Here is a 12,535-nt window from a genome sequence, read left to right on the forward strand (position 1 = left end):
TATCCTGCTGATCCTGATAATCATCTGAGGCAAAAATAAATCCCAGCCTGGCCTTTACGGACCAACTTTATCATGTGCCTTCGACACCGAACTATATAAGAACTCTCCGGAATGACCGTGTTCATGCGTTTATTGTACATTTAATTTTGACATCTCTATCTTCTCAAAATTGCATACTTGCACATAAATCCGCCTGCGTATGATCATCTTCAAATCCTTAATCATAAAATCATTTGTATACTAAATACAACTATCCAAATATAGTTATTTCGTATGATATCACTCATAAAATCCTACCAAATTGCATGCCTATAGCCCTCTTTTTCATGCTCTCATTGGAATTTCAGCAATCAAAATCAGCTACCGCATCATATTCGGTACTATTATATGAACTCATATAATTAACGAATCCCTGAATTTAGGAAGTGAGCTGTTCCTTCACATAAAGCACAGCTTCCTGTGCAGTCAACCCGATTCGTTTCGATTCACCTGTTGCTGCAAGTGCGTGTGATCCCAGTTCGACCTGTCCTTCGGTTGCTCCTCGGCCAATAACGATCTGCACAGGCAATCCGATCAGCTCCGCATCCTTGAATTTCACCCCTGGACGTTCATCCCGGTCATCAACCAATACCGTGTAACCGCCATCGATCAATTGTTGTTCCAGTTCGAGGGTGAGTTGACGCTGCTGCTCATCCTTCCAACTTACTGTAATCAGATGCACATCATATGGCGCCACAGCGGCAGGCCAACGAATGCCCTCATCTCCTGCATACTGCTCAGCTATAGCGGCCATCAGGCGGGATACGCCAATGCCGTAACACCCCATGACGGGCGCACACTGGCGACCATTACGATCCAGGAATGAAGCACCCATGGCATCACTATATTTCGTTCCCAATTTGAATATGTGTCCAACCTCGATACCTTTGGTAAACACAAGTGGTGATCCACATGTTGGACAAGCATCCCCTTCCGCAGCAAAGCGGATTCGTTCTACTCGCTCCAATGCAAAATCAATCCCTGGGCGTACACCGGAAACATGCACATCCACTTCATTGGCTCCTGTAATTGCACTCTTCATCACTGCCACGTCAGCGTCCACCACCATCGGCAGATTTAGTCCAATCGGACCCAGGAATCCTACCTTCAGATTTGGATGTGCCGCAATGGCTGCATCGTCTGCAAGGATCAGTTCCTCTGCCCCCAACACCTGCTTCAATGCGATGTCATTCAATTCATGATCTCCACGCACAAGCGCAGCGACGAGCTGACCATCCGCCACATAAAGCAACGTTTTGATCATATGTTCAGCACCTTTGCCCACAAAAGAGGTTAACTCTGCGATCGTACGAACGCCAGGTGTGGAGATGCGTACTACGGTTTCCACTCCTGAATGTTCATCCGTTTGAAGCGCGGAGTCTGCACTCGCAGAGTAGGCTGGAACTTCCAAGCTTCCTTCTTTTTTCTCCATATCTCCAGAAGTCTGATAATCCGCTTTCTCCAGATTTGCAGCATATCCACAATGTTTGCAGGTTACAATTGTGTCCTCACCCACATCAGCAAGAGCCATGAACTCATGTGTTTCCCCTTGACCGCCAATCGTTCCTGCGTCCGCCTCAACACGGATATAGTCCAGACCACAACGCTCCAGAATGCGACTATACGCCGTGTTCATCGCCTGATAAGTCCGATCAAGCTCTTCCCAGTCCGAAGCAAAAGAGTACGCATCCTTCATGATGAACTCACGACCACGCAGCAATCCAAATCGAGGACGGCGCTCATCCCGGAACTTGGTTCCGATCTGGTACAGGGTGAATGGCAGCTTACGATACGAACTCACCTCGTCCCGTGCTAAAGCGGTTACGACTTCCTCATGTGTTGGTCCAAGAGCAAATTCCCGTGCATGACGATCCTTCAGACGCATTAATTCAGGACCATACTGTGTGTACCTTCCGGACTCTTCCCACAGTTCGGCTGGCTGCATAATCGGCAGCAACACTTCCTGACATCCAGCACGATCCATCTCTTCACGAACGATCCGTTCAACATTTAACAATATACGCCGTCCGAGGGGCAAGTAACTGTATATCCCTGCTGCCAGTTGGCGAATCATACCGGAACGCAGTAACCAGCGATGTCCCGCTGCATCTGCCTCCGCTGGCGCTTCACGTAATGTTGGGACAAGCATTTCACTTTGACGCATCATAACACACTCCTAATCTTCCTTTTTGTTATTAAATACGGCGCATAAACAGCAAAAAGACACATCCGTCAAGGGACGAATGTGTCGTGGTACCACCCTTATTTAACTGCAAATTAATCCGTTCGCAACCTTTGCGATCTGTAACATGCAGTCCTACGGGGCATAACGGGCCCTGCCGGCGGAGGTTGCAACCCTGTAGGGGCATTCTCTTCCGCAGCTCGCGAGGTAGGAATTTATGAAGCAGCTACAGGAACCTTGCACCACACTGTTCCCTCTCTGTTGAAGCTGGATTGCACAATCATGTCCTCGTTATAACGCTGTTATCATTTTTGACCACATTAGTTCATTTACAAGTAATTGTCAACCAATTAGTCGAATACAACTCCAGAATAATACTCCACTACATCACGAATGAGCATAAACGCATCCCCATTTGTAAGATTGTTCTTGTCAGCAATGCCAGCAAGCGTGTCGGCACTTATAAAGTTTTGCATTTGTAATTGAGCAAGTGCCTGTTCAAGTGAAGTTTCCGTTTCTGAAGATCCCATTGCCAGACATAACATATACGCAGTCTGATCCAACGTTAAAGGTAGGGTTACGGCATTCTCCATATTTGCTAGAGCTTGGTCGGCACTGCCTGTGTAGGCTTCTGGAAACATCGCTTGCATTCTTTTCAATTTACTTAAAAATCGTTCTGGATTCATTCCTTTATCCAGTTCCCAACCATCGTTATTATAATTGCCTGAAGTCATATACATACTCGCTGCAGCCAGCAATCCCTTGTAATCCTTATGCTCGATATAATCAGGCTGTTCGAAACGATGTACTTTCAGATCCATCCCCTGATTCTCCAGCATCTTACGTAGTTCAGATGCTCGCTCTTCGGAAGTTGAGAGTTCGCGGAAGGACTCCTTATGGATATATGCCAGCTTGACCGCCGCTCCTGCTGCTTCTCCCTCTGCCATTCCCAGTGGGACAACTCTTGCACTACCGTGTGGGATTGTATCAAAACTTGCTGCACGTCCAACGACGAGCAAACCATCAACCTTTAGCGGTACAAGCGAGCGAAAAGGTACACCATATTGAATCGGACTCAACATAATCGTGCCGGGATTTCCAACACTCGTGCTCTGAATATCAATATCGTATGAGCCGTATCCAATGGCATCCCAATGATCACGATTTTCCATGACATCAGCTAATGTTAATCGGTACTCGCCATAGATATGACGTGATTCTCTCACGTAAAGCTCGTCTGCTGTTCCAGCATATTTTAGCCCTGCAAATTCATCATAATTTTTCTTCAGAAAATCAACAATTAGTGGGGCTTCTTTACGCCCGATTTCCAGACCTTTTTTCACAGATATCGGATCTAACGGATCTACCCCAAAGATTTGCATCGTATTAATCAAGATTGTATCATCATTTTGTCTTCCGATATTCAGACTTCGAATCTTAATATGTTGTGGATTGGAGGATTCATATTTTCTAGCATCACCGTACCCCCAAGCACTCATCTTATCAACCCCGGTTCCCTCTCTTTCCCTAAACTTTTGCCATACCTCATCAGTAACACCGCTTAACTTGAATACAAGCGTAGAGACCATTTTGGATTTACCATCTCCAATATCTTGTCTGCCTATGGAATATGGAACTCCTGCAGCGGCTGCAATATCCGCATCTTGCGTTGCATCAATGATGGAGCGGGTTGAAATCTGAACAGTTGTTCCATCTTCTTTAGTTATGCTCATACCCGTTATTATCGTGTGGTCTCCCGTAGATTGTTCAGTAAGGGGAACTAATTCCTTAACATTCATCAACAGGTCAATGTTAGGTTCAGAACGAACCATCCGATAGAAAATGTTAGCCGCTGTGTTGGTATCAAATGAACTACCCTCGATCTGGTCAAACCATTCCTGGAAAATGCCTTTGTTCAAAAAGTCAGGCTGCCGCAAACTACTCAATAACTGCGGTTGTTCAGGGGAATAATTTAGATCCAGCGTATTAAGGCCTCCCTCGGTCAACAATCCTCCCAACATGTTGCGATCTCTTGCTTCCACCAGCAATACACGCATCCCATTACGAGCAGCTGATAAGGCAGCAGTAATACCTTCCGGATCCGTTCCAGCTACAATAACGTTATAGGAATCTTTCAGGTTTAGTGTAGATTGCACGTCCTCCAAAGGCTGCCATACATAATTATTATTAAATTTATAATTTTTGTTCCAAATATAGAATGCACCATATGCAGCGCTCATTAAAACAATAAACACACTGGCTATAATTGCTGTTATTTTCAATTTTCTACTAATCAAAGAAACAAACCTCCATATGTACTTTAAATTCAATAATACTAACTCGTGAAGTAGTTTTCCTATGTTATACCAACAACCGACTAACTTTTTCTCCTTTCCTACATGAGTATGCTATAAATAATAAAAAACTCCCCAACACTTCAAACGGTGTTAGGAAGTTCTGATAATAAGACGGAAAATTTTACTTTTATGTTGCCATAAATACAAACAAAACATAGGAAAGTCCCTAACTTCCCTCATTATAACGACCACTTTTTGCGAAGTAAAGACTTACCAAAATCGGAAATGCATTAGAAAGATCATTAAACACTCAGACTGTTCGTTCATCCTGACTACAATGAATTCTCTGGCGATGGCTGACATGGCAGCACGTTCCCTGTAATATAGAGAAATAGAAATCTATCACAGGTATTAATCGATAAAGGAGCTTGTCCTATGCCATATATCATATATGATCTTGAATTCACGGTAAGTCGCAATACTCGCTATTCTTCTGAAATTATTGATATCGGTGCCGTCAAAGTTACGGAAAGTGCAGATGGATTGGTTGTAACGGATACGTTCCATACGTATGTTCGTCCTTCCAATAAGTCTGTTCTGTCCACTGACACGATTCAGTTTACAGGTATCACGCAGAAAGATATTGATGCAGCCCCCCTTTTTCCGGCAGCACTGAATCAATTCATCGCCTGGATGGGAAGTGACCCCTATTACATGTGTTCCTGGGGACCCGATGACCGCAGCAAACTGATCTCTCATTGTCGCACCCATCAACTTGATGTGGCCTGGATCACTAATCATAACGATCTCCAGCAACAATGGTCCCGCACCGTTCGTAAAGAGGGAAAGTTCCGTCAACTCGGACTCGCTCAGGCTCTTGAAATCTGCGGAATTGAATTTGATGGTACCCAGCATCGTGCCTTGGATGATGCCATTAATACAGCCAAGGTGTTTATGCATCAATTTGACCGTTTCACTCTGGAAAGCAACTGTGCAGCCGATGATGAGGGCATTACATCCAAGGTTGTTTATTCCAGCTCCACAGAAGATGAAGAGAAAGAATCTCCATTTGGCAATCTGGCAAGCCTTTTCAAAACCAAAGAGTAACCGTCCACAGCACAATACTTAATCGTGTCTTGGCTTAGGATGGATTGCATTCTAATCTCAACTTTTATTGTACATTTGTTGCCAATAGTTTAGGCGTTCTTTCATCTTGATGCGGCAGATTTCCGGTTCGAGAATTTCCGCATCAGGTCCATATTTAGATATCCATACGAGAAATTCGTCAACATCACTTAATATGGCTTCAAATAACAGGCTACCTTCCGGTTCAATGGTTAGGATGGGTCGCATAAAAAATTGCTCCTGCATCACACGCTCCACAGCATGGGGTGCAAATCGAATTTTGAACGCAGTCCACTCCGTACTTCCCTCGTATGCCCAAGGAATGCGGAAGTGCGATTGCATGAGATAATCCTCTTTGCGAAACGTGCGTGGCAATATCCGTATCTTTTGCAGCCGGCTCACCTGAAATATTCGAAGTTTCTCCGACAGGTGACAATACCCTAACAGCTCAAATCTGTATTCACGAGGGATAAGACAGTAAGGATCTATACGTACGATCCCTTTTTTACCTTGAGACAGATACTCCCCTTCAATGGTGTTCTGTGAAATGCCAGCCTGAAGCAGGGTAATCATGGATTGATTCTGCGAATCGTTGTTTTCATTTTGCCATGCGGGCAATCCCGCTTTGAACAATCCACTAATTTGCTCCGACCATTCCACTCGTTCTGTTTTGTTTTTCTGACTCGCAGCAACCACTTTCTCATAAGCGCTCTCAAAAGCAGGTTTCAGCAAAGGACGAATATTCTCCATAACTTCAGCAAGATGCATGAAGGCTTGGGCTTCTTCATCAGACCAATTTAGCGGATACATGGCAAATTGGCTGATAAACATGTACCCTTGCCCGTGTCCCATATTGGCGATCGGGATATGCATTGCACTGAGGGCCTCCATGTCGCGGTATATCGTCCTTTCCGTCGTCTCGCATCGCTGGGCGAGCTCACGTGCCAGTATGCCTGGCTTCGCCTGCACCAGCGTTATAATGCGCATTAATCGGATTAGTCGGTCTGTCATTTTGCCGGACCCTCCACGATGTTGTTTCAATAAATTTGATACAACTCCATCCATTGTTTAATATGATATTGATACATACATTCGACCTTCTCCTAAACTTCACCTTCAAATATGTAGACTCTCTCTATACCGTTAACATCTGAAATCAACCCTATTCCCCTAATATCTTTTTTTCACGATCATGATATCCTGTTGTAAACGTGATCTCATAGTGATAACGCAACTTTTCAACGATCTCGGCTTCCGCGTAATAGTCCAGATCTTGCTTCCGCGCAGCTTCAATTAACAAGGCATCAGCATGACGACGTAACATATTACTTCCCTCTTGAACCCGGCCTCTTTCGTAGGCGCGCAGGGCTTGTTTGATCAAGGGTACCGTTTCACTTAATTTGATCGTCTTCTCCACCTTGGGATCTTCTGGCTGTCTCAGCATGCCCAGATGACTGGTGTACTGAATATACAGCTGTTCTCTTCGTAACAATACACGTTGACTTTGCTTCAACTTTCTTGTGCTCCAGTAGGCTGAACATACGGCAGCTTTTCCTGATACACGGGGTCCCATGACGAATTCAAGCAAAATTTGCTTGCTTTCCCCCTTATACATATCGCCAAGTCTCAGTACCCAGCCAATATCCGTTTCTTTGGAACGACATCCATAAATGCCTTTTAGCTGTACTCCATATTCCGGTTTGAGCAAAAGTTCCAAATCTCTTGATACAATTTTGGGTGCTATTTTCCTAAGTCTTTTGGCAGGGGCACCGTTACGCCACTCTACCATCATATATACGGGGTCGGCTCCCCCTGTCGGTATGGCCTCTTTATTCCACGAATAAGATACTTCAAAGACTGAGTTCACTGGTAGTCTCTCCCCCGATTTATGTGTATTATCTTCTAAGTTATCAGGGTGAATGGACACTATATTGTCACGGAACACATGTTCTCATTAAATTTTTCCAATATATTAGTTTTATATCCCTAAATCCGTCTCAATACGACAATAAACGACGAAAAAGCCTGGCATTATGCCAAGCTTATCAATCACTTATCTATGACAAGTCCCAAATTAAACAGTAGGATGATCGATTCCCATTTTGTGTAAATATTGTACACCATCTACTTCGTTTACCGGTGCATAGGTGACACTGTCAATGACCAGCTTACGCCCTACTGGCTCTCCATTAACAGTGATCATAATCGTTTTGGTTGATGTGTTCTGATCTGCTGTATACATAATGTTTCTACTCCTTCATGTTCACGATCTTATATTCAATCGGATATATTGGTATCGTTCATTAAATTGCGCATTTGTGAATAGCATGCACCCGGAACTGAAGTAAAAGATCTGTAAAACGGTCCGGTATGCTTGCCTATCGTTCTATTACCCCGCAGATTTGTAAGCTAAACAGCCCTGTTCCTAAATAATTTTATATATTTCGGGTAATAAAACGATATCATCTTGAACCCATCGTCCCGGTTTTGACGTATAATGTAAGAGCCGTATTTCAACAATAGACGACCAATTCGGCGATTGGTCTATCTAACCGAAGAAAGAGGTGTTAACGATGCCAAAATCCATTCAGGGTTATTTCATTCGGGTGTTATTCACCACATGCATTCTATTTACCGTTTCGATCGCTTCGACAGTAAGTGCAGCCAGTGCCAATATTTTTACGGATATATACAGCGGATGGGAGCGAGTCTCCGAACTGCCCGGAGAAGTGAACGCTCTGCAGGAAAGTTATAAGCAAACGATGGAGCAATTAAATCAAACGTCTGCTCAGTTGGGACAAGCCCAGGCCAATGTCGAAGCATTTAAGACCCAGAACGAACAACTGCTGGCTCAGAACCAGAAACTCACTGAAATGGTAAGTAAATTACAGGACGACCAGAATGCCAAAGCAGCTACCACCAAACGAATTCAGACGACGATCATCACTGTCGTTTCTCTCATATTGGGTTACTTTGTTCTGATTCGTGTGATGCGCTGGGGAATGCGTCGCCGTTCGGGCCGAGTATAAAAGAACAGGAGCAACTGCATGAACATACACCTGAACAATGCTGAAGCAGGCGGAGCAGGACAAGTCGTCACATTTTCACTCATTAAAGATGACCGCCTTCATATTTTGCATCCGCAGCAAATTGTGGCCTTCCGCGGTCCAAGTGGGAGTCGCAATGATAAATTCATGAATATCACGGGCATATATCGCAAAAAAAAGTTGATTAAATCCGAAATCACCGGACCTTGCCAATTTGTGGCTGCCCTGCCTCCCGGATTCACTATGAAGGAAGTGGAGCTCACGGAGGACAGTGATCTGCTCTATGACTTCCGCCACCTGTTCTTCTACTCTGATGGTGTAACCATGCTTACCAAAATTCAGAAAATCAAAAACATGCTGATCACCCGTGATGCAGTGAAAATGAAATTTTCCGGCAAAGGCAAAATCGGATTGCTCACTCAAGGTCAGGTCTGCCAACAGGAACTTCACCCAACAGCGCCACTCTATGTGGATGCTGGCAGTATTATTGCCTATCCTGAAAATGCACATCTGGAACTCACCGTATATGGTAACAACCTTGCCAGTCAGCATATGAATTATCATTGGAAGATGACAGGACATGGATCTGTACTCTTTCAGGCTGGACGTGAGAATCATCGCTTGGAACAAGATCTTAACGATGAGGGACTGTTCAAACGAATTCTGAAAGAAGTGATCCCTTTCGGCAATGTATTGATCAAATAAACTGATCAAATAAGCTGTTAGTTGATGAAGCCGACCGATTAGCTGCCACTATGCTCCAGTGGGGTGGTCACCACACCGTTTCATGTTATAATGGTTCAGACAATTGAAGAAGAAAATCCATGCCTGTGGCATGGGAGAGGTTCGCGAACTCCCTCTATAAGACTTGACTATCTGATGGTCAGTATAAGTCTTGCGTACACATTGCGGTCACCATGCAATCATGTACGTAAAAAACTAAGGACACTTACTCTTGCCTGCTTTTTTGAAGCGGTTATCGAGAAGGTGTGTTTTTTGATGGATGCCAGTTCATGAACTTCTCTGTTCTTCCGACACTCTGTGCCTATGTGCATGGTTTGATCTCAAGAAGATAGAGAGGTTTTTTTATGTTGAACGAAGAAAAAGCAGTCGTTGTATTCAGCGGCGGTCAGGATAGTACCACGTGTCTGTTCTGGGCCAAACAACAGTTTGCCGAAGTAGAGGTCGTTACGTTTGATTATGGTCAGCGCCACAAGTTAGAGATTGAATGTGCAACAGAGATCGCACGTGATCTGGGCGTACAGCAAACGGTACTGGATATGAGTCTGTTAAACCAGCTTGCCCCCAATGCGCTCACTCGCACGGATGTCGAGATTACGCATGAAGAAGGCGAACTGCCGAGTACATTTGTAGATGGACGGAATCTGCTGTTCCTCAGTTTTGCGGCCATTATGGCAAAGCAAAAAGGAGCACGTCACCTGGTTACAGGTGTATGCGAGACGGATTTCAGCGGATACCCGGATTGCCGGGATTCATTTGTGAAATCGATGAATGTGACGCTTAACCTGTCCATGGACTATCCATTTGTCATTCACACCCCGCTCATGTGGCTGGACAAAGCCCAAACGTGGAAGATGGCCGATGATCTAGGTGCCTTTGATTATGTCCGTGAGCGTACTCTGACCTGTTATAACGGCGTGATCGGCGATGGATGCGGAGAATGCCCCGCTTGCAAGCTGCGCAAAGCCGGATTGGATCGTTATGTACAGCAACGTACTGCTGCTGAATCCGCGGGAGTGGATGTACGATGAGAGAGCCGGGAACATTCCGTATTGTTGAGCATCTGCAACGTATCGGAGAAGATATTCTACCCACCCAGCTGCGCTATCACCGCAAACGTGTGCTTGTAAGCAAAGAATTCACCTTTGACGCAGCACATCACCTGCATTGTTATGAAGGCAAATGCAAGAACTTGCACGGTCATACGTATAAAGTTATTTTTGGCATCAGCGGTTATCCGGGTGAAACCGGGCTGACAGTTGATTTTGGACATATCAAAGATATATGGAAAACTCAGATTGAGGGATATCTGGATCATCAGTACCTTAACGAGACACTTCCTTTAATGAATACAACAGCCGAGAATATGGTCGTTTGGCTGTTCGAACAGATGGAACATGCGCTCCAGACGGAACCCTATGCCGGGCTGACCGATGGTGGGCGGACGGAGTTTGTCCGACTCTTCGAGACACCCACCAGTTACGCGGAAGCGAGACGGGAGTGGATGATCGATGAGTAGTGTGACACAGCAGGTGAACGAGAAGGGATCTCGTAAAGAGGCTCGTATTCCCGTGATGGAGATTTTTGGTCCGACGGTTCAAGGCGAAGGCATGGTCATCGGACAAAAAACGATGTTTGTTCGTACCGCTGGCTGCGATTATCGCTGCTCCTGGTGCGACTCGGCCTTTACCTGGGACGGCAGTGGCAAGGACCTGATTCGAATGATTACGCCAGAGGATGTATGGGAAGAATTGCGCCGCGTTGGCGGCACCCGTTTCTCCCATGTTACTATCTCTGGCGGTAATCCCGCCCTGCTCGCTTCGCTGGGCGGATTGGTTGCCCTGCTGCGGGAGAACGGCATCCGCACTGCGGTGGAGACACAGGGCTCCCGCTGGCAGCCTTGGCTGGCGAACATTGACGAAGTCACCGTCTCGCCCAAGCCACCGAGCTCCGGCATGGACACCGATTGGGCCGTGCTGGATGATCTGATCGAACGGCTGGCCGCTGGCCCGGTAGAACGAAGTCACAGTCTGAAGATCGTGATCTTCGATGAGACAGACTTGGACTATGCCCGCCGTGTGCATGCACGGTATCCGGGCACGGATTTATTTTTACAAACCGGGAACCCGGATGTGACTTCCGCTGATACGCCAGATCTGGCGTCCTCGCTGCTTGCTCGTTATGAGTGGCTGATTGACCAAGTCAGTGCCTCCGATGACCTGAATGACGTTCGTGTGCTTCCACAGCTTCATACGTTGGTATGGGGCAACAAACGCGGCGTGTGATGGGCAGGATGGGTGGAATGGGCGGCTAATGTAGGATGAGGACGAAATGTCCTCAGACAATGAAGAGAATTATACAGGCAAAATTGCCTATTCATATATACCGCGAGGCTTCGGGCTTTGACGGAAACAAGGAGCGTTTAATAACCGATGAGACAACCTGATGAGATGCAAGATGTGACGTTGCTGGGCAACCAGAACGTAAAATATACGTTTGAATATGATCCGGGAATCTTGGAGAACTTTGATAACAAACATCCGTACCGCGATTATTTTGTGAAATTCAACTGCCCGGAGTTCACCAGCCTGTGCCCGATTACGGGTCAGCCGGATTTTGCAACGATTTATATCAGCTACATTCCGGATGTGAAAATGGTCGAGAGTAAATCACTCAAGCTGTACCTGTTCAGCTTCCGTAACCATGGTGATTTCCACGAGGATTGTGTGAATATCATCATGAACGACCTGATCAAGCTGATGGACCCACGCTACATCGAAGTATGGGGCAAATTCACACCGCGCGGCGGCATCTCCATTGACCCGTATACGAACTATGGTAAGCCGGGAACAAAGTACGAGCAGATGGCCGACCACCGCATGATGAATCATGATATGTATCCGGAGACGATTGATAATCGTTAATTCGTCAGGTTCATCCATTCTGTATAAGATAGAATCATAGAATGCCAAAAGCCGAACTCTGCTATATAAGTTGAACTAAAGATTATTTACACTGAACACTACGATGACAGAACAACCTTCCAATCGCTGTTATCCCCAGATTTTTTTACATTCCCTTTTCTAAAAGGGAAAATCCGGGGA

Annotated in this window: 12 protein-coding genes; 7 read left to right on the forward strand and 5 right to left on the reverse strand. The window is 45.6% G+C overall.

All coding sequences use genetic code 11. From position 1 onward, the window contains the following. Positions 1–418 precede the first annotated feature (418 nt). Together MHB71_RS18965 and MHB71_RS18970 are read right to left on the reverse strand one after the other, a co-directional pair. Positions 419–2,203, reverse strand: coding sequence for a proline--tRNA ligase (locus MHB71_RS18965; protein WP_340030195.1), 1,785 nt, complete (start codon positions 2,201–2,203; stop codon positions 419–421). Positions 2,204–2,571: 368 nt separating this feature from the next. Next, a complete protein-coding gene (locus tag MHB71_RS18970) occupies positions 2,572–4,518 on the reverse strand; it encodes an FAD-dependent oxidoreductase (protein WP_340027261.1) in 1,947 nt (648 codons plus the stop codon). A 435-nt stretch (positions 4,519–4,953) separates the two neighbouring features. Between MHB71_RS18970 and MHB71_RS18975 the strand changes: the two genes are divergently transcribed. Next, a complete protein-coding gene (locus tag MHB71_RS18975; RefSeq protein WP_340027262.1) occupies positions 4,954–5,625 on the forward strand; it encodes a 3'-5' exonuclease in 672 nt (223 codons plus the stop codon). 57 nt (positions 5,626–5,682) lie between these two features. On the opposite strand, the gene MHB71_RS18980 is transcribed toward MHB71_RS18975, so the two are convergent. The 3 genes from MHB71_RS18980 to MHB71_RS18990 all read right to left on the reverse strand — a co-directional run bounded on the left by MHB71_RS18980 (position 5,683) and on the right by MHB71_RS18990 (position 7,885). After that, complete coding sequence (locus tag MHB71_RS18980) at positions 5,683–6,654, reverse strand: WYL domain-containing protein (protein WP_340019498.1); 972 nt, start codon at positions 6,652–6,654, stop codon at positions 5,683–5,685. 151 nt (positions 6,655–6,805) lie between these two features. Then, positions 6,806–7,510 (reverse strand): hypothetical protein, encoded by a 705-nt coding sequence (locus tag MHB71_RS18985; RefSeq protein WP_340027263.1) that lies wholly within the window; start codon positions 7,508–7,510, stop codon positions 6,806–6,808. Positions 7,511–7,717: 207 nt separating this feature from the next. Then, entirely contained in the window at positions 7,718–7,885 is a 168-nt protein-coding gene (locus MHB71_RS18990) for a hypothetical protein (RefSeq protein ID WP_200868507.1), read from the reverse strand. Between the two features lie 331 nt (positions 7,886–8,216). Between MHB71_RS18990 and MHB71_RS18995 the strand changes: the two genes are divergently transcribed. The 6 genes from MHB71_RS18995 (at position 8,217) to queF (ending at position 12,355) form a co-directional block, all read left to right on the forward strand. Beyond that, complete coding sequence (locus MHB71_RS18995) at positions 8,217–8,672, forward strand: hypothetical protein (protein WP_036611459.1); 456 nt, start codon at positions 8,217–8,219, stop codon at positions 8,670–8,672. Positions 8,673–8,690: 18 nt separating this feature from the next. Beyond that, the gene (locus MHB71_RS19000) at positions 8,691–9,395 is read left to right on the forward strand and encodes an AIM24 family protein (RefSeq protein WP_340027264.1); all 705 of its coding nucleotides are present in this window, start codon (positions 8,691–8,693) and stop codon (positions 9,393–9,395) included. 386 nt (positions 9,396–9,781) lie between these two features. Beyond that, positions 9,782–10,462, forward strand: coding sequence for a 7-cyano-7-deazaguanine synthase QueC (queC, locus tag MHB71_RS19005; RefSeq protein ID WP_340030196.1), 681 nt, complete (start codon positions 9,782–9,784; stop codon positions 10,460–10,462). Beyond that, the gene (queD, locus tag MHB71_RS19010) at positions 10,459–10,950 is read left to right on the forward strand and encodes a 6-carboxytetrahydropterin synthase QueD (RefSeq protein WP_036611465.1); all 492 of its coding nucleotides are present in this window, start codon (positions 10,459–10,461) and stop codon (positions 10,948–10,950) included. Before queC ends, queD begins: the two co-directional genes overlap by 4 nt. After that, on the forward strand, positions 10,943–11,716 hold the full coding sequence (gene queE, locus MHB71_RS19015; protein WP_340027265.1) for a 7-carboxy-7-deazaguanine synthase QueE: 774 nt from the start codon (positions 10,943–10,945) through the stop codon (positions 11,714–11,716). The genes queD and queE overlap by 8 nt, the downstream gene beginning before the upstream one ends. Positions 11,717–11,863: 147 nt before the next feature. Next, positions 11,864–12,355, forward strand: a complete 492-nt coding sequence (gene queF, locus MHB71_RS19020; RefSeq protein ID WP_036668798.1) for a preQ(1) synthase — start codon at positions 11,864–11,866, stop codon at positions 12,353–12,355. Positions 12,356–12,535 lie beyond the last annotated feature (180 nt).

The sequence above is a fragment of the Paenibacillus sp. FSL H7-0940 genome, from assembly GCF_037979415.1.
Lineage (GTDB): Bacteria > Bacillota > Bacilli > Paenibacillales > Paenibacillaceae > Paenibacillus > Paenibacillus amylolyticus.

Excerpts from the sequence above, each read along its gene's own strand:
- queF (WP_036668798.1), top strand. The coding sequence starts at position 11,864 with ATGAGACAACCTGATGAGATGCAAGATGTGACGTTGCTGGGCAACCAG.
- MHB71_RS18980 (WP_340019498.1), bottom strand. The coding sequence starts at position 6,654 with ATGACAGACCGACTAATCCGATTAATGCGCATTATAACGCTGGTGCAG.
- MHB71_RS18990 (WP_200868507.1), bottom strand. The coding sequence starts at position 7,885 with ATGTATACAGCAGATCAGAACACATCAACCAAAACGATTATGATCACT.
- queD (WP_036611465.1), top strand. The coding sequence starts at position 10,459 with ATGAGAGAGCCGGGAACATTCCGTATTGTTGAGCATCTGCAACGTATC.
- queE (WP_340027265.1), top strand. The coding sequence starts at position 10,943 with ATGAGTAGTGTGACACAGCAGGTGAACGAGAAGGGATCTCGTAAAGAG.
- MHB71_RS18975 (WP_340027262.1), top strand. The coding sequence starts at position 4,954 with ATGCCATATATCATATATGATCTTGAATTCACGGTAAGTCGCAATACT.
- MHB71_RS19000 (WP_340027264.1), top strand. The coding sequence starts at position 8,691 with ATGAACATACACCTGAACAATGCTGAAGCAGGCGGAGCAGGACAAGTC.
- MHB71_RS18965 (WP_340030195.1), bottom strand. The coding sequence starts at position 2,203 with ATGCGTCAAAGTGAAATGCTTGTCCCAACATTACGTGAAGCGCCAGCG.
- MHB71_RS18995 (WP_036611459.1), top strand. The coding sequence starts at position 8,217 with ATGCCAAAATCCATTCAGGGTTATTTCATTCGGGTGTTATTCACCACA.